Here is a 22,984-nt window from a genome sequence, read left to right on the forward strand (position 1 = left end):
CGCCCGGACCGGGCGGGGCCACCGGCCGCGGGCTATCCCAGCAGCTCGACGAGCGACCCCACCTGGTGGCCGGCAAAAACAGACTCCGTTTCACCGCTGCGGTTCAGCCATACGCCCAGCAGGCCGGCCGCCGTCGAACCTTCCGCGTCCAGCAGGCGGTTGTCTCCCACATAGAGCGTTTCAGCGGCGCTGCTGCCAAGGAGGCGTACGCCCTCGAGGTAGATGGCCGGATCCGGTTTGGGCACGCCCACGGTGTCCGTGCCCACCAGCACCCTGATCCGTTGAAGTCCCGCAGTATCCAGCTTCACCCGCTGGTAATCGTGCACGTTGTTGCTCACCGCTCCGTAGGGAATTCCTGCGGCGTCGAGGGCGTCCAGCACAGGGGCCACGTCTTCAAACGCACGGACATAGCCGTGCTGCAGGGCGGCGTAGGACGTAACCCACGCGTGGGATTCCTCCCCCTCTTCCAGTTCCACCCCGAAATGTCCCAGGGCGGCCCGCCCGCGGAGGAGCCGCTGCTCGTTGAAAGTCAGCTCCCCGGCCAGGTAGCGGTCATAGAAATGTGTGGTTTCGTGCGTGAAGATCCGCCCGAATTTCTCCCACCCGGCCTGGTCCAGGCCGGGCAGGAGATGCTCGCTGACATCACGCAGCGCCGTGGTCATGGCGTATTCGAGGTCCACGAGGGTGTCGTCAATATCGAACAGCACGCCCCGGATGACGCCGAAGCCCGTGTGCAGCACACGGCCGCCGTCGCCACGCAGTGCAGTCATCAGCCGCGGAAAGCGTGCAGGCGGGCCAACGAGGATGCCTTGCCCAGGATCACCATTGACTCAAAGAGCGGCGGTGAAATCCGGCGCCCGGAAATGGCCGTCCGGACCGGGCCGAACGCCAGCCTCGGCTTCACGCCCAGGCCTTCCACGAGCGCCTGCTTCAGCGCGGCCTGGATGCTCTCGGCGTTCCAGTCAGCCACGGCGTCGAGGGCTGCGATTGCCGCGTCCAGCACCTCGGTGAGGTTTTCCGGCAGTCCCTTGCGGGCGTCGTCCGCAACGTCGATGGCGTCGTCGTTCTTGAACAGGAAGGAAATCATCTCGGGAGCCTCGCCCAGCAGGGCGATGCGCTCCTGGATCAGAGGTGCTGCCTCGGCAAGGATCTCCTCTTCGCGGGCCGTAAGGCTCTCCCCCACGAGGCCGGCTGCGCGGAGGTAAGGAACGAGACGGCCCCTGAAGTCGTCCGCTTCCAGCATCCGGATGTGCGTGCCGTTGATCGCTTCAGCCTTCTTGATGTCAAAGCGTGCCGGGTTGGCAAGTACGTCGTGGACGTCGAAGTGCTCGATGAGCTGTTCCACCGTGAAGATGTCTTCGTCGGCGGACAGGCTCCAGCCCAGCAGGGAGAGGTAGTTGAGCAGGCCCTCGGGGATGAATCCGCGGTCCCTGAGCAGGAACAGGTTGGACTGCGGATCACGCTTGGACAGCTTCTTGTTGCCCTCGCCCATCACGTAGGGAAGGTGGCCGAACACCGGCATGTAGTTTGCGACGCCGATGTCCATCAGCGCGCGGATCAGCACCACCTGGCGGGGGGTGGACGACAGCAGGTCCTCGCCGCGCAGGACGTGGGTGATCCCCATGAGCGCGTCATCCACCGGGTTCACCAGGGTGTACAGCGGGGACCCGTCAGCGCGAACAATCACGTAGTCCGGGATGCTTCCGGCCTTGAAGGTAATTTCGCCGCGGACCATGTCGGTGAAGGTGACGTCCTCATCGGGCATGCGGACACGGAGCACCGGTTCGCGGCCTTCCGCCTTGAACGCGGCAATCTGCTCCTCGGTCAGTTCACGGTCGAAGTTGTCGTAGCCGAGCTTGGGGTCGCGGCCGGCGGCACGGTGGCGCGCTTCAACTTCATCCGGCGAGGAGTAGCACTCGTAGGCGTAGCCGGCTTCCAGCAGCTTGGCCACGACGTCCTTGTAGAGATCCAGGCGCTGTGACTGGCGGTACGGCTCGTGCGGTCCGCCTGTTTCCACGCCCTCTTCCCACGAGATGCCCAACCACTTCAGGGCCTCAAGCAACTGCTCGTAGCTCTCTTCCGAGTCCCGCGCCGCATCCGTGTCCTCAATGCGGAAGACAAAGGTTCCCTGGGTATGCCGGGCGTATGCCCAGTTAAACAGCGCCGTGCGGATCAGGCCGACGTGCGGCGTGCCCGTGGGCGACGGGCAGAACCGCACCCGGACCGGGGTTTCGGCGGTGACGGCAGGACTGGAGACGGCGTTGGACACAGAAGGAGTAGTCATAGTGACTCCAACTTTACCGCCTGCCCGGAGGCCGGGCCTCGCCGCTAGCGCCGGACGATCGGGTTGGAGAGCCGGCCGATGCCTTCGATCTCCACCTCAAAGCGGTCGCCGGCCGCAACCACGCCCACACCAGCGGGCGTACCGGTCATAATCACGTCGCCGGGAAGCAGCGTGAAGGCCTGGGAGACTACCGAGACGAGCTCGCGGACGCCCCGAATCATCTGGCTCGTGCTGCCGTCCTGGCGCAGTTCCCCATTGAGCCGGCCCTGGATCCGGAGGTCCTCGGTGTCGAGCTCGGTTTCGATCCACGGGCCCAGCGGCGCCGAAGTGTCAAAGCCTTTGGCCCGTGCCCACTGCAGGTCCGTCTTCTGGACGTCGCGGGCGGTGAGGTCGTTGCCGCAGGTGTAGCCGAAGATGACGTCATCCACGCGGTCCTCGGGCACGTCCTTGCAGATGCGGCCGATGACGACGCACAGCTCGGCCTCGAAGGAGACTTCCTCGGAGAATTCGGGCAGCACGATGGGATCGTTGGGGCCGATCACCGAGGTGTTCGGCTTCAGGAACAGCAGCGGCTGCTTGGGGACCTCGTTGCCCAGTTCCGCGGCGTGCTCGACGAAGTTGCGGCCCACGCCCACCACTTTGCTGCGCGGAATGATCGGCGCGAGGAGGCGAACGTCCTCCAGCTTGTGCTTTATTGTGGTTCGTTCCACGCCGTGAAAGAAGGGGTCGCCCTTGATAACAGTGACTACCTCACTGCCGGGCTCGCCTTCAACAACACCGTAGAGGGGATCAGAATCAGCTACAAAACGGGCGATACGCATGGTTCCTAGCGTACAGTCTCCGCTCGGGCGTCCCGCCGCGGGCACTGCCGCGCCAGCACCGCGCCGGAGCCCGGCATCCCGGTGCTCAGCCGCGGAGGAACTCCAGCTGTGCGGCCACGGAGTTCTCAGCGGCCGTACGGACGGCGGGGTCGATATCCGCATAGACGACATCAGTGATTTCGCCCACCCCCGCAGATGGCCCAAGGCCCGCCAGGGCAGCCCGGATCTGCGCGAGCCGTTCGTGCCGGTGGTTCCGGTAGGCACGGACAACTTCATCGAGCGCCGGGAGCACGGCTCCGTGACCAGGCAGCACGGTGGCCGGGCCAATGCCCTCAAGCCTGTCCAGGGTTGCCAGATAGTCGCCCAGTTTGCCATCGGGGAAGTCCAGCACCGTGGTGCCGCGGCCCAGAACTGTGTCGCCGGTCAGTACCGATCCGTGCCTGCCGTCGGCGGGCAGATGAAAACAGAGCGAGTCCGAGGTGTGGCCGGGCGTGGCAATCACACGGATCTCAACCCCCGCCGCGAGGATGGTTTCCCCGTCAGCCAGGGGAATCCCGCCGTGACAGTGCCGTGCATCTGCTGCGCGCACTGGCGCCCCGGTGAGCTCGTGGAAGCGCGCCGCCGCCGCGGTGTGGTCGGCATGACGGTGCGTGATGAGGATGAGCTCCACCCTCCCTGCCCCGGCCAGTTCCCGCAGGTGCTGTTCGTCCAGCGGCCCGGGGTCCACCACCACGGTGCTGCCCGAATCGGGGCCGCCCAGCAGGTATGAATTGGTCCCGTCAAGGCTCATGGGTCCGGGGTTGGGTGCTAGCCGGAACCGCGTCAGGTCGCTGGCCGGAAGAATCGACGGAAAGGATTCGGGATTCACCCACCCATCTTCGCACTGTTAACGCACGACGCCGGGTGGGCCGTAATGCTTACGGCCCACCCGGCGTCGTGCGTCAGGAAAGTGGGGAGACTCAGGCGAGGCGCGTCAGCCAGCCGTGGGTGTCCTCGACCGTGCCCGTCTGGATGCCGAGAAGCTGCTCGCGGATGGCCATGGTGGTCTCCCCCGCCTTCGCATCCTCGGAACCGATGAACTCGGTGGCGTCCTTGAGCACTCCGATGGGCGTGATGACAGCTGCAGTCCCGCAGGCGAAGACCTCGGTGATCTCGCCCGAGGCGACGCCATCCCGCCATTCGTCCAGGGTGATCTTGCGCTCGGTGACGGTGCGGCCCATGTCCTTGGCCACCTGCATGACGGACATCCGGGTGACGCCTTCCAGGATGGTCCCGGTCAGGGCGGGGGTGACCAGCGAGCCGTCCTTCATCACGAAGAAAACGTTCATGCCGCCGAGTTCTTCCACGGCGTTGTCATTGAACTGGTCCAGGAAGAGGACCTGCTTGCAGCCGTGGGCCTCGGCCTCCTGCTGGGCGATGAGGGAGGCTGCGTAGTTGCCGCCGCACTTGGCTGCACCGGTGCCGCCGCGGCCAGCCCGGGCATACTCCCGGGAGATCCAGATCGACACCGGCTTCAGCTCGCCGCCGAAGTAGTTTCCGGCCGGTGATGCAATCACGCGGAAGGAGACTTCCCTGGCCGCGCGGACACCCAGGAACGCTTCCGTGGCGATCATGAACGGGCGCAGGTAGAGCGCCTCGCCGTCCCCGGCGGGAACCCACTCGCGGTCGGCCTGCACAAGTTCGCGGATGGCGCCGAGGAAGTACTCCTCCGGAAGCTCCGGCAGCGCCAGCCTGCGGGCGGACTTGTTCAGCCGGGCGGCGTTGGCCTCCGGGCGGAACGTCCAGACCGAGCCGTCGGCATGGCGGTAGGCCTTGAGGCCCTCGAAGATCTCCTGGCCGTAGTGCAGCACCGCCGCCGACGGGTCAAGCGAGATGGGACCGTATGCCTCGATGCGCGCGTCATGCCAGCCGCCCTTGCCGGTCTCGTCGACGCTGTAGTCGACAACTGCGGTGTGGTCGGTGAAATAGTTGCCGAAACCCGGGTTCGCCAGGATGGCTGCTCGCTCTTCAGCAGACTTCGGGGTTACCGAAGGCTGATGGGTGAATTCGACGCCATGGGCAGTCTGAGTCATGGTTCCTCCACGGTCGGCTGCCTGGTGTGTGAACGTGGTTCAGCGTCGGACCACGGCAGCATTATTGGTGATTCGAAACTAGCTTACGCCCGATGCGTGGCCCTAAACGGCGGCGGCGATTGCGTCACCGATCGCGCTGGTGGTGCGCTCCCGGCCATCCCGGGTTTCGACGTCGGCAATGACTGCCGCTTCGATCTTCTTCGCTGCCTCCGCATAGCCGAGGTGGTCCAGAAGCAGGGCCGCCGACAGGATTGCCGCCGTTGGATCGGCCTTTTGCTGACCGGCGATGTCAGGGGCAGATCCGTGCACGGGTTCAAACATGGACGGAGCGGTGCGTTCCATGTTGATATTGCCCGAGGCCGCGAGGCCAATGCCGCCGGTGACGGCAGCGGCGAGGTCGGTGATGATGTCACCGAAGAGGTTGTCCGTGACGATGACGTCGAAGCGTGCGGGGTCGGTGACCATGAAGATGGTGGCAGCATCGATGTGCAGGTAGTCGTGGGTAACGTCCGGGAATTCCTGCGCCACCGCTTCGACTGTCCGCTTCCACAAATGGCCGGCGTAAACCAGGACATTGTGTTTGTGGACAAGGGTGACGTGCTTGCGCGGGCGTTCGCTGGCCCTGCGGAATGCGTCCCGGACAACCCGTTCCACGCCGTGGGCCGTGTTCAGCGAAACCTCGGTGGCAACCTCGTGCTTGGTCCCGGCCCGCAGGGTGCCGCCGTTGCCTACATACGGGCCCTCGGTGCCTTCGCGGACCACAATGAAATCGATGTCGCCGGGATTGGCCAGCGGGCTGCCGACCGTGCCGAAGAGGCGTGACGGGCGCAGGTTGACGAAATGGTCCAGGCTGAAGCGAAGCTTCAGCAGCATCTCCCGTTCGATGATGCCGGAAGGGATCCGGGTGTCACCGGGGGCTGCACCGACGGCGCCGAAGAGGATGGCATCGCGGGTGCGGAGGTCGCTGAGTACTGCCTCCGGGAGGGTCTCGCCCGTCTCAAGCCAATGCTGGGCTCCCAGCTTGTAGTGGGTCTGGTCCAGCGTGACGCCTTCGGCGGCTACAACCTTCTCCAACACTTTCAACGCTTCGGCGATAACTTCGGGGCCGATGCCGTCGCCGGGAATGACAGCAAGATTAATCGTGGGTGCGCTCATCGTTTCAGCGTAACCAAGCTATCCACATGATGGTCAAGTCGTCTCAATATTCGAACAGCCAGGAATGCCGGCCGGTGCGTATCAGCGGCCTGGCAGGGGCGAGGCGACGACGGCAACGTTCTTACCCCACGGATCCTCCGTGTAGCAGCTGATAAGGACCAACCGGTTGGGAACCACTGCCCAGATGGGGCTGTCCTTCAAGGTGGCCTTCGTGTACGTGGTCACGGAGTCCACCCTGTAGGTGATGGCGCCGGTTGACGTGGCAACTGTCAACTCGTCCCCGGCCGCGGCGGCGGAACTCAAGTGGTTGAACGGCGCGTCAAGCCCCTCCCAGCTGTGGCCGATGACATAGCTGGTGTTCACGGAGCCAGCGCCGGGCGTCCCGAGGTTCGCGAGCCAGTAGCCATCCATCGTCTCCGGTGGCACGATGCTGTGGCTTGCGGCGTCGACCGACTCCGGTTCCAGGGGGTGCACCACAACGTCCATGCCGGCAGCCGGGTAGATGATGCGCTGCGGTGCCGCCGCCGCGGGATAGGAAGGAGCAGGCGGTGCCGCCGGGGCTGCACCGCCTGCGGCCAACGGCTCGGCAGGCAACGGTACGGCGTGCAACGCAACAGGATCCGTCTTTGCAACGGATTCCGCGGCCTGCGCTCCGGCGGCAGGCATCGTGGCCTGCGCCAGCGGATCCGGCAAGCGCCCGGACAGGACTATTGCCGCCGGTTCCCCGGCCGCAGTTGCTCCGTGGTTGCCGGATCCGGTCACACCGTAGGCCAGCCAGGCCCCGAGAATCCCCGCGACGCAGAAGGCCAGCACCAGGAGGTCCCGGGTGCTAAGAACCAGGCTGCGGATACGGGCGGCATGCCTATGCCGGTACCGGACGTGACAGACCATGCTGGGCTCCTGAAGATTTTAGGAAGGTGATGCACAACCGGAGGGCGGGCGCCGTAAGTTCACGGCACCCGCCCCGGGGTTTACAGTCCTAGCTGCTTGCGCCGCGCGACCGCAGGCCGCTCTTGACGAGCACCCAGGCACCTGCCGCGGTAAAGAGGCCGGTCAGGATGGTCAGCCAGGCGGGGACTCCGCCAGGGGAGCTGCCCACGGCCGTCTGGACGTTGTAGCCCGTATTGCTAGCTGCCGGAACGGATGCTGCGGCAGCCCCCTGGGGCGTTGACGCAACCGGGGTCACTGCAGCGGGAGCCGGCGTGACGGCCGCCGGTGTGGTTGCCGGCGGCACTACCACTGTGACAACCGCAGGAGTCGTCGACGTATCAGTCGGCGGGACCGTCGGCTCGACCGTTGGTTCGTCCGTCGGCTCATCCGTCGGGGTGACCGTCGGGGTGACCGTCGGCTCATCCGTTGGTTCGTCCGTGGGCGGAGGCGGCGGCGGAGTTGTCGGTACGACACCCCCGCCCGCGCAGCCCTGGGCGAGAAGTGCGAGATTCGCCGGTGTCAGGTTCTGGCCGCCCGGCAGAGTGTCGCCATTGTTCTGCGGGACAACGTCGTCAGCGTGCCCGCTGTGTCCCGAAAGCCCGTTGACACTGACCTCTACCGCTGTATAGCTTCCAGATCCGCCCTTGGCGTGGCAGATGATAATGCTGTTTCCGTCGCTGGAAGCCGGTGGCGCGGCGTAGGCCGCCACTGTGGCCCCCATAACGCCGAGGCCCACCACCCCCAGAGTGGCTATTGTCCGTTTCATGTTCGGTCCCTCCATACCAAATCCGATTCGAACTGACCAGACTGTGCGGAGTAACCGTCTTCGAGACCAGTAAAAACAAAACCTGTGTGAGACCTCAAACAGCGAAGTGAAGGCGACAGTTACTCCCCAGACAGTGTCATCAGTTCGCTTGCCTTTTCAGGCTAGGTTTGCGGCTCCGGTTAAACCCGAGTAACAGGTACGCGTTTACTCAAACAGGCACAGGTACCAATTACCTGCTTCGTGAAAATATTCACTCGCACGCATACGGCGGACTACTTGGAAACTTGGGCGCTTCTGCCACGGCCCGAACCTCGCACCGGCAAATCAGCGGGCATAAAAGCGCTCCCCCACCTGCTGTGGCAAGTGAGGGAGCATCGGGGGAATTATGGCGGGACGCCAGGGTGTCCGGCCGGACTACGCTTCGGCCGGCTCCTCGTACTTCGGGAAGATCGGGGCCGGTGCAGGGAGCTCCGTGCCGGGAACGAGCGGCGCGGCGACCGCCGCGAACAGGCGGGCGTCGCCGTCGGGCTGGCCGAGGGTTTCCAGCAGTGCGGCGGACGCGGTCGGCATGACCGGCTGGACCAGGATCGCAACGATCCTGAGCACCTCAACGGTCACGTACAGCACCGTGTTCATGCGCTCGACGTCGGTCTTGCGCAGCACCCATGGCGCCTGCTCGGCGAAGTACGCGTTGGTGTCGCCAAGGACGCCCCAGATCGCTTCCAGGGCGCGGCTGAATTCCTGCTTCTCGAACGCGGCCCGGGCGGCGTCCAGCAGTCCGTTGGCCTGCGCCAGCAGCGCGGCATCCTCTGCAGTGAAGACGCCGGGGACCGGGACCCGGCCCTCGCAGTTCTTGGCGACCATCGACAGTGAGCGCTGTGCCAGGTTCCCGAAGTTGTTGGCGAGGTCGGAGTTCATCCGGCCGACGATGGCCTCGTGGCTGTAGCTCCCGTCGGCGCCGAAGGGCACCTCGCGGAGGAAGAAGAAGCGCACCTGGTCCAGGCCGTACTGTGCCACGAAATCCGACGGAGCCACCACGTTGCCCAGCGACTTGGACATCTTGACGCCGTTGTTGTTCAGGAATCCGTGGATCATGATCCGCTTGGGCAGTTCCAGCCCGGCGCTCATCAGGAACGCCGGCCAGTAAATGGCGTGGAAGCGGGAAATGTCCTTGCCGATCACGTGGACATCGGCGGGCCAGAATTTCTTGAAGGATTCCGAGTCGATGTCCGGGTAACCGACGCCGGTCAGGTAGTTGGTCAGCGCGTCGACCCACACGTACATGACGTGCTTGTCATTGCCGGGCACGGGAACGCCCCAGTCGAACGTGGTGCGGCTGATGGAGAGGTCGTCCAGCCCCCGCTTGACGAAGCTGATGACCTCGTTGAAGCGGGACTGCGGGGCACCGAATTCCGGGTGTGCCTCGTACAGTGCCAGCAGCTTGTCCTGGTAGGCGGAGAGCCGGAAGAAGTAGCTTTCCTCGGCCGTCCAGGTCAGCTCGGTGTCCGTCTCGCGCGAGTAGCGGAGACCGTCTTCCTTGACGACGGTCTCGTCTTCAACGTAATACGCCTCGTCGCGGACCGAGTACCAGCCCTCGTACTTGGACAGGTAGATGTCCCCGTTGGCCTCCATCTTCTTCCAGATGGCCTGGGAAGCGGCGTAGTGGTCCTCGTCCGTGGTGCGGATGAAGCGGTCGTACGAGATTCCCAGGGCGGAGTGGGCGGCCTTGTAGATTTCGGCGTTCCGATCCACCAGCTCCTTGGGCGTAATGCCTTCCTTTTCGGCCGTCTGAGCGATCTTCATGCCGTGCTCGTCCGTGCCGGTCAGGAAGAAAACGTCGTAGCCGTCCAGGCGCTTGAACCGGGCCATTGCGTCGGTGGCAATGTACTCGTAGGCATGGCCGATGTGCGGCACGCCGTTGGGGTACGTAATGGCGGTGGTGATGTAGAACGGGGTCTGGGCTGAAGACGACACTCTGGGAAGTTACCTTTTTTCGGAAGCGGTGCGGGCCGGGAGCTGGTGGAACGCTACCCCTAAATCTAGATCAGTTCGGTCAGGGTATCGCTGAGCCGGACAAGTTCGTGGTCATGTGACGCCACCAGCACGGCAATTCCGTCGGACGTGGTGTCCTTCAGGATGCTGATGATGCGGTTGGCCGAGGTACGGTCCAGGCTCGCCGTCGGTTCGTCGACCACGAGGACGCGGGTGCCCAGGATCAGGGCACGTGCGATCGCCACACGCTGCCGCTCGCCGCCGGACAGCTGGGCCGGACGGTGGCGCATGCGACGGCCCAGGCCGACAAGGTCCAGGAGGTCCTTTGCCATGTCGCGGCGCTGGTCCACTTCGCCGTCCGGCACGGCCGGCAGCAGTACGTTCTCCAGTGCGCTCATGCCGTCAATCAGCGCGCCGCCCTGGTCGACGTAGCCGATCAGGGCCCGGCGGCGGTCGGCGATTTCGTCGTCGCCCATGCTCTCGAGGGACTGGCCCTCCCAGTACACACGGCCCGACGTCGGCAGGGTAAGGCCGGCGCCGACGGTCAGGATACTGGTCTTGCCGGAACCGCTTCGGCCGGCGACGCAGTGCATTTCTCCGGCGTGGAGGGTCAGGTCGAAGCCTTCGACGACGTTGACGGCGTCGGCTCCGCCCTTCTGGCCGCCGTAGCGGATGGTGATGTTGCTCAGTTCCAGCGGGGTCCCGTGGTCTGCGGCCTTCAGGATGGTGTTTGCACGGGTCTGGAGCGAGCCGTCCCCGGCGTCATCCTGGGGAATCCGGTCGAGATTCAGGTCGTTGTTCATTGGACCACTTTCGTTGCAATTGGAATCCAGCAAAGTACAGCCACGAGTCCGGCCAGGGCGGCCCAGAGCGCAGCATAGGGGGCGAGCAGGAGGCCGATGCCGAGGGCGCCGACCACGCCGAGCGGCAGGGCCACCGTGCCCACGAGGGCGTTTTCGAACAGCCGGACCTGGCCCAGCATGTCCGGGTTCCAGCCCATGGCTTCGAGGGTGCCGAGGTACTGCCGCTTGGCCTGGAGCTCGAACCGTCCGGTGACAAGGGTCAGCACCAGCCCCACAGCTACTCCGGAGAGTGCCAGGACGATGCTAGGCAGCGCCACGCTGGCAGCAGCCAGGCCGCTGAGGGCACTGGCGCCGGCGGCTCTCGGGATGTCGATCAGCAGGGCGATCAGGCCACCAACGGCGGCACCAAAAACCCCGACTGCCACGGCCAGCGAGATCGTGTTGAATTTGTTGGTGCTCAACTGGCGGTTGGCGAACGTGAGCGGGGAGTCGACGGCGATCAGCCGCTCGTCGTGCTGCGGCTCCTGGTCGATTTCGTCACGGTGCCTCAGCTGCCGTGCCGCGAAGTAGGCGGCGGCGGCGTAGAGCACCAGCACTGAGGCGGAAACGATGACCGTAGCGAGGTTCCAGCTGACCAGGCTCAGGATGATCCCGGCAATCGCCAGCATGGCCGCTCCGACGCCGAACTCGGCGAGAACCCAGCTGCGGATCCTGTTCTGGGTCCACCCCATGGCCCGCAGGGTGCCGGCTTCGCGGCGGCGTTGGCGGATGTAGCTGACGGTGGAGGCGCCGGTCAGCAAAGCGGCACCGCACAGGGTGAGGAACAGCAGCGTCACGTTGGTTCCGGTCAGGGAACCGGACACGGCGTCGGCTGCATCCTGGCGGACCCACGACTGGGTGACGGTGCCCAGCGCGGATTCCTTGCCGGCGCCGTCCTTGGAGTATCCGGGAACGAAAATGTTGGCGTCTTCACGCGCCGAGCCGGCAACAACCGTTGCTTCGAGGCCCATGTCGCGGATTTCGTCCGCGAGTTTCTCGACCTCCGGCTGGGACTCCTTCCAGCTGCCCGGCGCCTTGGCCTTGACGCGGACGGCGTCGATGACCGAAGCGTTCTGTTCGTATCCCCGGGCGGCGGCGAGGCCGTAGTAGTCGGTAATCGCACCGGCAGACTGGCTGACCAGTCCCGTCGCGCTCAGTGACGGCTTGAGTTCGGTGTTCTCCACCTTCTTGCCTTGGGCGTCCTCGGTCAGGGTGAGGGGCGACGGATCGTAGCCGCCCAGGGGCAGCCGGTTGACGTCCCCGGCGGCTTCCTTGACCTTCTCGGCGTCGAACGTGCCGTAGACCATGGCCAGCGGCGCGGCGACCTTGGTGCCGGTCTCCAGGCTGTCGCGGTAGGAACGTTCGTCAACAGGCTCGCGCTGGGTCTGGTCGACGGGCGCTCCGCCCGCACCCTTCTCCGGAAGGCGGTTGACGGTCACCCACTCCCCCGGTGTGGCGGTCTTGTCCACGGCGCCGTTGCCGGCGGTGGCACCGTCGGTGTATTTGGGGGCGGACGCGAAGTCGGTGCTCCACGTTGCCGGGTTGTAGAGGCCCTGGCTGAAGTTGCCGGTGTTCCCCAGCAGCTGGGAGTAGTCCTGCGAGCCCGGCCAGGACAGGGCGAACGGCGACTTGGAAACGAACGGAAGGTAGTCCTTGTCCAGCGAACGAGTCACCGTGCCCACGTCCTTGACCACGTTTCCGGAGCCGTCGATTTCCTCGATCTTGACCGAGTACTTGAGGTCGAGGGAGGTGCCGGAGCGGACGATCAGCGGGATCGCCTGGGAATCAGCGGTGAGCTGCCCTGCGCGCTTGGCCTGCTGGTACTGGGTCATCAGGGGTGCCCAGTACTTGAGCTTGACGCCGAGGAAGTCAGGCCCCTCTTCAAGCTCCTGCATGCTGATTCCCGTGGTGAACAGGCTTTCGAAGTGGCGGCCTATGGCCCCGGCGTTCCGGGCGTCTGCCGGCGGCGCCTTTTCGAGCGGAGCAAGGAAGTCGCCGGCGGTGCCCAGGAGGGCACGTTCGGACACGGGGTCGACGGCGACGACGGACTCTGTCACCTGTGGCGCCAGCGGCAGGGACACCGACAGGTTGAAAAGGTTGTGTTCGGAGCCGCCCGCGGGAGCCGGGAACTTGATGCCCGTTTCCCCATCGGCGCCTACGATGCGGATGCTCTTGCCGCCGGCGGTCTGCTCTTCGACGAGCTTGGCCTTGCCGAGGGAACCTTCGGCCATGGACTTGAACAGGGTCTGTTCCGACTGTCCGTCGGAGCTGACCGCAGTGGCCGTCATGCGGTATTTCTTGGCCTCGTCAGTGAGGACCGATTCCGCTGCCGGCCACTTGCTGGGGTCGGTTCCGCCGGGCTCCCCTGCGGTCGCCGTGCCCACGAGGCCGGCGTTGAATCCGAGGTAGTCCATTGCGTCAAGCCGTGGCGCTTCGAGGTTCTGCGATACCCGTGAAACGAGGCTGATGGGGGCCGCCACTGAGGTGCCGGTGAGCTTCCTGATGCCATCAAGCTGATCGAAGCTGATACCGCCCTGGCCGTTGGCGATTTCCGGCTGCATGAGTGCGCCGCCGGAACCTGCCTTGGCCTGGACCAGGATGTCATAAAGTCCGCGGGAATTCTGGTCGACTGTTCGGTTGAGCGCTGCCTGTGACTGGCCCTGGACGAGGACGGACAGGCACATGGCGACGATCAAAATGGCCGCGGTCAGCAAAAGCACTCGGCTTCTGATGAACCTCTGGACGGCGTTCATTGGGCTCCCTGAAAGCTGGATTGCGTGAGCGCACACCTCTGTCCACATCTAACGGATGTGAAGGCGTCCCCTGCCGGGTGTGCAAAAAATAATGGCCGGTCTGCCGGCCGGATCCGAAAATCGGACCCAGCCATTGTACGCAGACCGGCCAATCATACGTGGCAGAAGTTAACGTCTGTCACGAGAAGTTCACCGATTAGGCGGGAGGTCAGTCTTCGAGGTCGACTTCCCGCACCATCTCGGCACCGATGCCGGCCTTGATCGCGTCAAGGACCTGCTGCGGAACCGAGCTGTCAATGGTCAGGAGGGCCAAGACCTGGCCGCCCTCGGCCTGGCGCGCAACCTGCATGCCGGCGATGTTGATGTTGTTCATGCCCAGGATGTGGCCGATGGTGCCGATGACACCGGGACGGTCCGCATAGGCAACCACCACCAGGTGTTCGCTGATGGGAATTTCCACCTCGTAGCCGTTGACGCCCACGAGCTTCTGGATCTGCTTGGGACCCGTCAGTGTCCCGGCGACGGAGATCTGGCTGCCGTCGCTCAGGGCACCGCGCAGCGTCAGGAGGTTGCGGTACGACTCGGTGTCCGGCGTGGTGATCAGGCGGACGTTGATGCCCCGCTGCTCGGCGATGACCGGGGCGTTGACGTAGGAGACCTGTTCGGTCACGACGTCGGCGAAGATGCCCTTGAGCGCGGCCAATTCCAGCACCTTGACGTCCAGGGAGGAAATCTCGCCGGCAACTTCGACGTCGAACTGGGTCAGGGATGCGTGGGTCAGTGCGGTGAAGATGCGGCCCAGCTTCTCGATCAGCGGGATGCCCGGGCGCACGTCCGGAGCGATGACACCGCCGGCAACGTTCACTGCGTCGGGGACCAGTTCGCCGGCCAGGGCGAGCCGCACCGACTTGGCCACGGAGACGCCGGCCTTTTCCTGGGCTTCGTCAGTGGAGGCGCCCAGGTGGGGGGTCACCACCACGTTGTCCATCTCGAAGAACGGCAGGTCGGTGCTGGGTTCCTTGACGAACACGTCCACGCCGGCACCGGCGATTTCGCCGTCCTTGAGGGCAGCGTGCAGGGCTTCCTCGTCCACCAGGCCGCCACGGGCGACGTTGATGACGTAGGCGGTCTTCTTCATCTTCTTGAACGCCTCTGCGCCGAGCATGCCCACCGTTTCGGGCGTTTTGGGCATGTGGATGGTGATGAAGTCCGACTGTGCCAGCAGCTCGTCCAGGGTCACCAGCTGCACGCCCAGCTGGGCGGCGCGGGCGGACGTGATGTAGGGATCGTACGCCAGGATCTTGGTGTCGAAGCCCTTCAGTCGGGCTGCCACGAGGGCGCCGATCCGGCCGAGGCCGATGATGCCGATCTTCTTCTCGTAGAGTTCAATGCCCGTGTACTTGGAGCGCTTCCATTCGCCGTCCTTGAGCGCGGCACTGGCCTGCGGAATGTGGCGCGCGAGGCTCAGGATGTGCCCAACAGTCAGTTCAGCGGCAGAGACGATATTCGACGTCGGGGCGTTGACCACCATGACACCGGCCTGCGTGGCGGCCTTGATGTCGACGTTGTCCAGGCCCACTCCGGCGCGGGCAATAACCTTCAGGTTCTTGGCCGCAGCGATGGCCTCAGCGTCCACCTGCGTGGCAGAGCGGACCAGGATCGCGTCAACGTCCACGATGGCAGCGAGCAGCTGGGAACGGTCCGAGCCGTCTGTCTGGCGGATTTCGAAGTCCGGGCCGAGGGCCTCGACTGTGGCGGGTGAAAGTTCTTCGGCGAGCAGTACTACGGGTTTTGACACGGCTGATCCTCTGCGTTGCAGTCCGGGGGATAAATCAAGTCTAGGCTGACGGAAAGGCCGGGCTCACATTGTTAAGTGTGAACCCGGCCTCACTGCTGCCTTGTGAAGGGCACCTGGCCGATGGCCTGGCGGCAGGCAGCCTTAGCGGGCTGCCGAGCCCTCTACGTAGTCCTCGTCCTGCTGCTGCCAGGAGAACAGGCCGCGCAGTTCGCGGCCGACGCTCTCGATGGGGTGCTGCTCAGCTTTGGCACGCAGCGCCTTGAACTCGACGCCGCCGTTGTCCTGGTCTTCAATGAAGCGCTTGGCAAACGCGCCGTTCTGGATGTCGCCGAGGACAGCCTTCATGTTTTCCTTCACCTCGGGGGTGATGACGCGGGGGCCGGAGACGTAGTCGCCGTACTCTGCGGTGTCAGAAACGCTCCAGCGCTGCTTGGCGATGCCGCCTTCCCACATGAGGTCAACGATGAGCTTGAGCTCGTGAAGCACCTCGAAGTAGGCGATCTGCGGCTGGTAGCCGGCCTCGGTCAGGGTCTCGAAGCCGTACTGGACCAGCTGGGAAACACCGCCGCACAGGACAGCCTGCTCGCCGAAGAGGTCGGTTTCGGTTTCTTCGGTGAAGGTCGTCTTGATGACACCGGCGCGAGTGCCGCCGATGGCCTTGGCGTAGGACTTGGCCAGGTCCCAGGCCGCGCCGGTGGCGTCCTGCTCGACGGCGATGATGTCCGGGATGCCGCGGCCGGCTTCGAATTCGCGGCGCACGGTGTGGCCGGGAGCCTTCGGGGCGATCAGGATGACGTCAACACCCTCCGGTGCCTCGATGTAACCGAAGCGGATGTTGAAGCCGTGGGCGAAGGCCAGGGCCTTGCCGGGGGTCAGCTTGTCCTTGATGGAGTCGTTGTAGATCGAGCGCTGGTGCTGATCCGGCGCCAGGATCATGATGACGTCGGCCCATTCGGCGGCGTCGGCGACGTTCTTGACCGTGAATCCGGCGTCCTGTGCCTTGGCGATCGAGGCAGAGCCCTCCTTGAGGGCGATGGTAACTTCAACGCCGGAGTCGCGCAGGTTCAGGGCGTGGGCGTGGCCCTGCGAGCCATAGCCGACGATGGCTACCTTCCGGCCCTGGATGATGGACAGATCAGCGTCGTCGTCATAGAACATTTCAGTCACTTGCGTAACTCCTTTTGAGTGGATTCTCGAGTGTAAATAGTCTGTGGTGTTGCGTTACTGCACGGGCTGTGCGCTGCGCCTAAGCGCTGCGCAAAGCCCTGTCGCTCATGGAGCGGGATCCCCGTCCAACGGCCAGGGTGCCGGACTGCACAATTTCGCGGATGCCGAAGGGCTCAAGCACTGACAGCAGTGCGGTGAGCTTTTCGGGGTGGCCGGTTGCTTCAATGACCACCGAGTCTGTGGAGACGTCGACCACTGAAGCGCGGAACAGGTCTGCAGCCTGGGTCACCTGCAGGCGTGTTGCGGCATCCGCACGTACCTTGACCAGGATGTGGTCTCGCTGTACGGAAGATTCTGAGGTCAGTTCAACAATCTTGATCACGTTGACAAGTTTGTTCAACTGCTTGGTGACCTGTTCGATCAGGTCACCGTCGGCGTCGACGACGACGGTCATCCGGGACATGCCCGGAACTTCCGTCGGGCCGACGGCCAGGGAATTGATGTTGAAGGCCCGGCGCGCGAAGAGGCTCGCGACTCGGGTCAGCACACCGGGTTTGTCTTCGACCAGAACGGACAGCGTGTGGCGGGTCATGATCAGTCCTCCTCTTCCCATTCCGGGGTCATGTTGCGGGCGACCTGGATCTGGTCGTTGCTCACTCCGGCGGGCACCATCGGCCACACCATGGAGTCGGGGCTCACCACGAAGTCGATGACCACGGGTCGGTCATTGATCTCAAGGGCCTTCTGGATAGTGGCGTCGATATCTTCAGCGCGCTCGCACCGGAAGGACGCGCAGCCGTAGGCCTCGCCCAGTTTCACGAAGTCCGGGATGCGGACCGTCTCGTGGCCGGTGTTCAGGTCGGTGTTCGAGTACCGGCCCTCATAGAAGAGGGTCTGCCACTGGCGCACCATGCCCAGCGAGGAGTTGTTGATGATGGCAACCTTGATGGGGATCTTGTTGATGGCACAGGTGGCCAGTTCCTGGTTGGTCATCTGGAAGCAGCCGTCGCCGTCGATGGCCCAGACCACACGGTCCGGTGCACCCACCTTGGCGCCCATGGCCGCGGGGACCGCATAGCCCATGGTGCCGGCTCCGCCGGAGTTCAGCCAGGCGTGGGGGCGTTCGTACTTGATGAACTGGGCCGCCCACATCTGGTGCTGTCCGACGCCGGCAACGTAAATCCCTTCGGGACCGGTCAGGGCACCGATGCGCTCAATGACGCGCTGCGGTGCGGTGAGTCCGTCCTCGGGCTCGGTCCAGCCCAGCGGATACGTATCCTTCAGGTTGTTCAGGAACGTCCACCAGTTCTCCAGGTCCGGCTTGCCGGAAGCAGCGAACTGCGTCTTCACCGCTTCGGTGAGTTCCGGAATGATTTCCTTGACGGAGCCCACGATCGGAACGTCCGCCGTGCGGTTCTTGGAGATCTCGGCGGGATCGATGTCCGCGTGGATCACCTTGGCGTTCGGCGCGAAGGTCTTCAGGACGCCGGTCACCCGGTCATCGAAACGGGCGCCCAGGGTGATGAGCAGGTCGGACTGCTGCAGCGCGGTGACAGCGGACACCGTGCCGTGCATGCCCGGCATGCCGACATGCTGCGGGTGCGAGTCCGGGAACACGCCGCGGGCCATCAGGGTGGTGACCACAGGGGCGCCGGTGATTTCGGCGAGTTCCCGCAGTTCCGCCGAAGCATGCGCCTTCACCACGCCGCCGCCAACGTAGAGGACGGGCTTGCTGGCCGCGGCTATCAGCTTCGCCGCTTCGCGAACCTGCTTATTGTGGCCCCGGACCACCGGCCGGTAGCCGGGAAGGTCGATCTTCGGCGGCCAGGAGAAGGTCATCTGGCCCTGCTGGGCATCCTTGGCAACATCCACCAGGACGGGGCCGGGCCGGCCCGTTGATGCAAGGTGGAACGCCTCGGCCATGACATGCGGGATGTCATTGGGGTTGGTCACCAGGAACGAGTGCTTCGTGATCGGCATAGTGATGCCCACGATGTCAGCTTCCTGGAAAGCGTCGGTACCGATGACTCCGCTGGACACCTGGCCGGTGATGGCCACCAGCGGCACGGAATCCATATGCGCATCCATGATGGCGGTAACGAGGTTGGTGGCGCCGGGGCCCGAGGTGGCAATGCAAACGCCCACCCGCCCGGTAACCATGGCGTAGCCTTGCGCGGCGTGGCCGGCTCCCTGTTCGTGACGGACCAGCACGTGATTCATGCGGGAGGCCATCAAGGGGTCATAGGTGGGCAGGATCGCGCCACCGGGCAAACCAAAAATATCGTCCACGCCGAGTTCTTCGAGCGAGCGGACAATAGCTTGTGAACCGGTCATCACCGTCGGGGGTACGACGTTGTTCGGTCCGAGTACAGGAGAGACAGCAGCAGCGTGCTCGACGCCGGCATCAGCCGTGCGGTCGGCGCGTTCCGGAGCCTTGGGGGCTCCAGCGGACTTTGTAGCCATCAGCGAGGGGCTGATCGGCGATCCTTTGCTCATCGGACTCTTCCTTTGTGGATCTTTATTAGCGGGTACATCTCATGACGGGTTCAATATGTGCAACAAATAAAAAAACCCCTCAGCCGTGAGGCTCTTCGAGGGGTTTGCGCGTGACGGTTCGTTACCAGTCGGGCTATTGAGCCACGCGCTTGGTAAGGACGACGACTGCCTCTGCAGCGGCGCAGCTAGTAACGAATGCGATCATGCGTTCAGTTTTCCCTCTGGTGAGACGGGTGTCAACGACACACACCCCCGTCTCACATTGTGGACGCCATTGTCCACGGATTGATCCCCCGGCCCGGGATCAGTCAGCTGAACCGGGTTTCGGCAGGTTCAACCACCAGACGGTGGTTGAACCTGCCGGAACCGGCCTAGCCGCAGTATGCGCCGGTGGAGGCGCTGTGCACCAGCTTGGCGTACTTGGCGAGCACGCCCTTGGTGAACTTGGCCGGAAGCGGCTCCCAGCCGATCTTGCGGGATTCCAGCTCGGCCTCGTCGACCAGGAGGTCGAAGGTACGTGCTGCGACGTCGACACGGATCTTGTCGCCGTCCTGGACGAAGGCGATGGGGCCGCCGTCGACTGCTTCAGGAGCAACGTGGCCGATGCACAGGCCGGTGGTCCCGCCGGAGAAGCGGCCGTCCGTCAGGAGCAGGACGTCCTTGCCGAGGCCCGCGCCCTTGATGGCGCCGGTGATGGCGAGCATCTCGCGCATGCCCGGACCGCCCTTCGGACCTTCGTAGCGGATGACGACGACATCGCCGGCCTTGATCTTGCCGTTGTCCAGAGCATCCAGGGCGCCCTGTTCGCGCTCGAAGACGCGGGCGGTGCCCTCAAAGACGTCGGCGTCGAAGCCGGCGCTCTTGACGACGGCGCCTTCCGGCGCCATGGAACCGTGCAGGATGGTGATGCCGCCGGTCTTGTGGATCGGGTTGTCCAGCGCACGAAGGATCTTGCCGTCGAGGTCCGGCGGGTTGATGGACTCGAGGTTCTCGGCAAGGGTCTTGCCGGTAACGGTGAGGCAGTCGCCGTGCAGCAGTCCGGCGTCGAGCAGGGCCTTCATGATGACCGGCACGCCGCCGATCTTGTCCACGTCGGTCATGACGTAGCGGCCGAAGGGCTTAAGGTCACCGAGGTGCGGGATCTTGTCGCCGATGCGGTTGAAGTCGTCGAGCGTAAGTTCGACTTCGGCTTCACGGGCGATGGCGAGCAGGTGCAGGACGGCGTTGGTGGAGCCGCCGAAGGCCATGGTCACGGCTATGGCGTTCTCGAACGCCTTTTTGGTCATGATGTCGCGGGCCGTGATGCCGAGGCGGAGCAGGTTGACCACTGCTTCGCCGGACTTGCGGGCGAACTCATCACGACGGCGGTCTGCCGACGGCGGGGCGGCAGAGCCCGGAAGGGACATGCCCAGGGCTTCGCCGATGCAGGCCATGGTGTTGGCCGTGTACATGCCGCCACAGGCTCCTTCACCCGGGCAGATGGCCTTTTCGATGCGCTCCAGGTCCCCGAGGCTCATCTTGCCGGCGGCGCAGGCACCCACGGCTTCGAAGGCGTCAATAAGGGTGACTTCCTTCTCGGAACCGTCTTCCAGCTTGACCCAGCCCGGCATGATGGAGCCGGCGTAGAGGAACACGCTGGCGAGGTCCAGGCGCGCGGCAGCCATCAGCATTCCCGGCAGGGACTTGTCGCAGCCTGCGAGGAGCACGGAGCCGTCGATGCGCTCGGCCTGCATCACGGTTTCCACGGAGTCGGCAATGACTTCGCGGGAGACCAGCGAGAAGTGCATGCCCTCGTGGCCCATGGAAATGCCGTCCGAGACGGAGATGGTGCCGAACTGCATGGGGAAACCGCCGCCTGCGTGGACACCCTCCTTGGCACCCTGGGCCAGTCGGTTCAGTGAGAGGTTGCAGGGAGTGATTTCATTCCAGGAACTCGCGACGCCGATCTGGGGCTTCGAGAAGTCGTCATCGCCCATGCCGACTGCGCGGAACATACCGCGCGCGGGTGCGGCATGGATCCCGTCGGTGACGACCCGGCTGCGGGGCTTGATGTCAATCTTGTTCTCGGTTGCTGTTTGGGTGTCCTCACTCATGGGTCAAAGTCTATGACTCCGATCGGGACGCCAACGACCCGGAGGGCCCCGTTAAGCCGAAAACCGGGAATATTTCGATCAAATAGTGGACTCTCGTCTCGAATAATGAGATCGGCTAAGGCCCGAGCTGCCTTGGATTGTGTCAGGCGTCACGGAGTCCGGCGGCATTGATCGCCGTAGCTTCGGCCTCCAGCATGGACAGGACCTGCGCGATCGTGGTCCGTGCCGCCACATCCGGGCGTGCGAGCGCCACGATGCTCCGGCGGGCAGTCACTCCGAGCAGCGGGCGCAACACGAAGCCGCGTTCCTGGTTCCGCAAGGCGGTGTACCGCGGCAGCAGGCTCAGCCCGTGTCCGGCACTCACAAGCGCTTCCAGGACGCGAAGATCGGGAAACAACTGCGCGCGCACCGCCGGAGACCCTGCCTGGACCTCGATCTGGCGCAGCACCGTGTCGAAGGGGAACCCTTCCGGGACGCCCATCCACGGAAATCCCACCACGTCGCCGGCGGTCAGCGAGGACTTCGCCGCCAGGACGTGTCCGGCCGGCACAGCAACATCCAGCGGCTCGTTCAGCAGCGGAACCACCACCAGCCCCTGCCGGGCGAAAACATCGGGACCATCAACGCTGTGGGCCAGGACGATATCGTAGTCGGCGGCCAGGGCAGCGAAGCCGGCAACGCCGGGGTCCTCGAAAGAGGCCTCGAACCGGAGTCCTTCCACCGCCTTGACGCGGTGCAGGAGGCCGGGGAGGAACATTTCCGCTGCGCTCGGAAAGAAGGCCGCTTTGACGTGCGTCTGCCAGCCCTGCCGGTAGGTGTCGATGGTGGCCTCAGCGCGGGCCATGGCAGTGGACACGTCCGCCGCCGCTGCCGCCATCGCGCGCCCGGCCTCGGTCAGCCGCACTCCCCTGCCGGACTTCTCGACCAGGACAACGCCCAGTTCGTCCTGGAGGGTCTTGAGCTGCTGGGATACGGCCGACGGCGTCACCTCCATCGCTTCGGCGGTGGCGCCGACTGTGCCCCGGTCCGAGAGTTCACGGAGAATCCGGAGCCGTTTCAAATCCATGATGCGAGGCTACAGGACAGTGCCTGGGCACGGATCCCTCGTGCAGTCCCGACGTGACAAGGCATCCTGCGCCGGCTCTGGTAGCGTGCAAGCCACCCCGCCGGTCGACCATCAGGACTTCACTGTGAACAGCAAGCCCGTGCCGGTCAACCCGGACGCGACCAACCCCGCACCCGACACTCACGACGGTCCCCCGCTCAGCAGCGAAGAGCTGAAGACCAGGCTCCGCGCGGTTTTCGATCACCAGATTCCCAACTACGGCGACTACAACCTCGTCTGTGGCTCCAACAGCTTCGAGGGGACGGGTGCCGCAGCCCGTGGCTGGGCTCCTCCGCGCCGGCGGAGTTATGTTATCGGCTACCGCTGGCACCCGGCCGAGATCATCGTGGCCCCATTTGATGAAAAATCCCTGGCCGCCGCGGGGGTGCCGGTGGCGATCAACATGACCAACCTTTCGCACGCCCTCCGGCTGCCCGCCGTCGCGTCTTCCCCGGGCGGTTACGAAGTGGCCGCAAGCACGGGGAAAGCCTTCCGTTTCGGGGTGGAGAACAGCATGCGGCTGGCTTCGGAGCCGGCAGGACCGGACCAACGGTCCGCTCGCGGGCCGCGAAGCATCGAACAGGCCGACGACGCCGCGGACTTCCATGAATTCATGGCCGACTTCATCCGGCGCGGGCTGCCCCTCTGAACCTTTACAGCCCTAATCACACCGACGTAACGTCAAGCAACGGCAACCTTGCCTTATGGAC

General features: G+C 64.8%; 18 protein-coding genes. 1 reads left to right on the forward strand and 17 read right to left on the reverse strand.

What is annotated here, in order from left to right; genetic code table 11:
- Positions 1 to 32: 32 nt before the first annotated feature.
- From AC07YR_RS09980 to AC07YR_RS10060, 17 genes are all read right to left on the reverse strand, one after another.
- Positions 33 to 770, reverse strand: a complete 738-nt coding sequence (locus AC07YR_RS09980) for an HAD family hydrolase (RefSeq protein ID WP_055796022.1) — start codon at positions 768 to 770, stop codon at positions 33 to 35.
- On the reverse strand, positions 770 to 2,284 hold the full coding sequence (gltX, locus tag AC07YR_RS09985; RefSeq protein WP_436057938.1) for a glutamate--tRNA ligase: 1,515 nt from the start codon (positions 2,282 to 2,284) through the stop codon (positions 770 to 772). Before gltX ends, AC07YR_RS09980 begins: the two co-directional genes overlap by 1 nt.
- Positions 2,285 to 2,328: 44 nt before the next feature.
- On the reverse strand, positions 2,329 to 3,105 hold the full coding sequence (locus AC07YR_RS09990; RefSeq protein ID WP_055796027.1) for a fumarylacetoacetate hydrolase family protein: 777 nt from the start codon (positions 3,103 to 3,105) through the stop codon (positions 2,329 to 2,331).
- An 85-nt stretch (positions 3,106 to 3,190) separates the two neighbouring features.
- The gene (locus AC07YR_RS09995; RefSeq protein ID WP_436057940.1) at positions 3,191 to 3,973 is read right to left on the reverse strand and encodes an MBL fold metallo-hydrolase; all 783 of its coding nucleotides are present in this window, start codon (positions 3,971 to 3,973) and stop codon (positions 3,191 to 3,193) included.
- A 91-nt stretch (positions 3,974 to 4,064) separates the two neighbouring features.
- On the reverse strand, positions 4,065 to 5,177 hold the full coding sequence (locus tag AC07YR_RS10000; protein ID WP_436057941.1) for a branched-chain amino acid aminotransferase: 1,113 nt from the start codon (positions 5,175 to 5,177) through the stop codon (positions 4,065 to 4,067).
- A 102-nt stretch (positions 5,178 to 5,279) separates the two neighbouring features.
- The gene (locus AC07YR_RS10005) at positions 5,280 to 6,332 is read right to left on the reverse strand and encodes a 3-isopropylmalate dehydrogenase (RefSeq protein WP_436057942.1); all 1,053 of its coding nucleotides are present in this window, start codon (positions 6,330 to 6,332) and stop codon (positions 5,280 to 5,282) included.
- An 81-nt stretch (positions 6,333 to 6,413) separates the two neighbouring features.
- The gene (locus AC07YR_RS10010; RefSeq protein ID WP_436057943.1) at positions 6,414 to 7,223 is read right to left on the reverse strand and encodes a class F sortase; all 810 of its coding nucleotides are present in this window, start codon (positions 7,221 to 7,223) and stop codon (positions 6,414 to 6,416) included.
- An 88-nt stretch (positions 7,224 to 7,311) separates the two neighbouring features.
- Positions 7,312 to 8,028 carry a hypothetical protein gene (locus AC07YR_RS10015; RefSeq protein WP_494733861.1) on the reverse strand — a complete coding sequence of 239 codons (717 nt, stop codon included), beginning with the start codon at positions 8,026 to 8,028 and terminating at the stop codon, positions 7,312 to 7,314.
- A 414-nt stretch (positions 8,029 to 8,442) separates the two neighbouring features.
- On the reverse strand, positions 8,443 to 10,002 hold the full coding sequence (gene metG / locus AC07YR_RS10020) for a methionine--tRNA ligase (RefSeq protein ID WP_436057945.1): 1,560 nt from the start codon (positions 10,000 to 10,002) through the stop codon (positions 8,443 to 8,445).
- Positions 10,003 to 10,067: 65 nt separating this feature from the next.
- Positions 10,068 to 10,823, reverse strand: a complete 756-nt coding sequence (locus AC07YR_RS10025; RefSeq protein WP_028271615.1) for an ABC transporter ATP-binding protein — start codon at positions 10,821 to 10,823, stop codon at positions 10,068 to 10,070.
- Positions 10,820 to 13,615, reverse strand: coding sequence for an ABC transporter permease (locus AC07YR_RS10030; protein WP_494733862.1), 2,796 nt, complete (start codon positions 13,613 to 13,615; stop codon positions 10,820 to 10,822). Before AC07YR_RS10030 ends, AC07YR_RS10025 begins: the two co-directional genes overlap by 4 nt.
- A 208-nt stretch (positions 13,616 to 13,823) precedes the next feature.
- Positions 13,824 to 15,413: a phosphoglycerate dehydrogenase gene (gene serA, locus AC07YR_RS10035; RefSeq protein ID WP_055796052.1), complete on the reverse strand. Its 1,590-nt coding sequence runs from the start codon at positions 15,411 to 15,413 to the stop codon at positions 13,824 to 13,826.
- A 141-nt stretch (positions 15,414 to 15,554) separates the two neighbouring features.
- Positions 15,555 to 16,580 (reverse strand): ketol-acid reductoisomerase, encoded by a 1,026-nt coding sequence (gene ilvC, locus AC07YR_RS10040; protein ID WP_028271612.1) that lies wholly within the window; start codon positions 16,578 to 16,580, stop codon positions 15,555 to 15,557.
- A gap of 79 nt (positions 16,581 to 16,659) precedes the next feature.
- Positions 16,660 to 17,172: an acetolactate synthase small subunit gene (gene ilvN, locus AC07YR_RS10045; RefSeq protein ID WP_028271611.1), complete on the reverse strand. Its 513-nt coding sequence runs from the start codon at positions 17,170 to 17,172 to the stop codon at positions 16,660 to 16,662.
- 2 nt (positions 17,173 to 17,174) lie between these two features.
- The gene (locus AC07YR_RS10050) at positions 17,175 to 19,076 is read right to left on the reverse strand and encodes an acetolactate synthase large subunit (protein WP_055796057.1); all 1,902 of its coding nucleotides are present in this window, start codon (positions 19,074 to 19,076) and stop codon (positions 17,175 to 17,177) included.
- A 371-nt stretch (positions 19,077 to 19,447) separates the two neighbouring features.
- Positions 19,448 to 21,169, reverse strand: a complete 1,722-nt coding sequence (ilvD, locus tag AC07YR_RS10055) for a dihydroxy-acid dehydratase (protein ID WP_494733863.1) — start codon at positions 21,167 to 21,169, stop codon at positions 19,448 to 19,450.
- A gap of 142 nt (positions 21,170 to 21,311) precedes the next feature.
- Entirely contained in the window at positions 21,312 to 22,235 is a 924-nt protein-coding gene (locus AC07YR_RS10060) for a LysR family transcriptional regulator (protein WP_494733864.1), read from the reverse strand.
- 124 nt (positions 22,236 to 22,359) lie between these two features.
- Between AC07YR_RS10060 and AC07YR_RS10065 the strand changes: the two genes are divergently transcribed.
- A complete protein-coding gene (locus AC07YR_RS10065; protein WP_494733865.1) occupies positions 22,360 to 22,923 on the forward strand; it encodes a hypothetical protein in 564 nt (187 codons plus the stop codon).
- Positions 22,924 to 22,984 lie beyond the last annotated feature (61 nt).

The sequence above is a fragment of the Arthrobacter sp. GW460-12-1-14-TSB2 genome (assembly GCF_059423525.1).

Excerpts from the sequence above, each read along its gene's own strand:
- AC07YR_RS09980 (WP_055796022.1), bottom strand. The coding sequence starts at position 770 with ATGACTGCACTGCGTGGCGACGGCGGCCGTGTGCTGCACACGGGCTTC.
- gltX (WP_436057938.1), bottom strand. The coding sequence starts at position 2,284 with ATGACTACTCCTTCTGTGTCCAACGCCGTCTCCAGTCCTGCCGTCACC.
- AC07YR_RS09990 (WP_055796027.1), bottom strand. The coding sequence starts at position 3,105 with ATGCGTATCGCCCGTTTTGTAGCTGATTCTGATCCCCTCTACGGTGTT.
- AC07YR_RS10000 (WP_436057941.1), bottom strand. The coding sequence starts at position 5,177 with ATGACTCAGACTGCCCATGGCGTCGAATTCACCCATCAGCCTTCGGTA.
- AC07YR_RS10005 (WP_436057942.1), bottom strand. The coding sequence starts at position 6,332 with ATGAGCGCACCCACGATTAATCTTGCTGTCATTCCCGGCGACGGCATC.
- AC07YR_RS10010 (WP_436057943.1), bottom strand. The coding sequence starts at position 7,223 with ATGGTCTGTCACGTCCGGTACCGGCATAGGCATGCCGCCCGTATCCGC.
- AC07YR_RS10015 (WP_494733861.1), bottom strand. The coding sequence starts at position 8,028 with ATGAAACGGACAATAGCCACTCTGGGGGTGGTGGGCCTCGGCGTTATG.
- AC07YR_RS10025 (WP_028271615.1), bottom strand. The coding sequence starts at position 10,823 with ATGAACAACGACCTGAATCTCGACCGGATTCCCCAGGATGACGCCGGG.
- AC07YR_RS10030 (WP_494733862.1), bottom strand. The coding sequence starts at position 13,615 with ATGAACGCCGTCCAGAGGTTCATCAGAAGCCGAGTGCTTTTGCTGACC.
- ilvN (WP_028271611.1), bottom strand. The coding sequence starts at position 17,172 with ATGACCCGCCACACGCTGTCCGTTCTGGTCGAAGACAAACCCGGTGTG.
- AC07YR_RS10050 (WP_055796057.1), bottom strand. The coding sequence starts at position 19,076 with ATGAGCAAAGGATCGCCGATCAGCCCCTCGCTGATGGCTACAAAGTCC.
- ilvD (WP_494733863.1), bottom strand. The coding sequence starts at position 21,169 with ATGAGTGAGGACACCCAAACAGCAACCGAGAACAAGATTGACATCAAG.
- AC07YR_RS10060 (WP_494733864.1), bottom strand. The coding sequence starts at position 22,235 with ATGGATTTGAAACGGCTCCGGATTCTCCGTGAACTCTCGGACCGGGGC.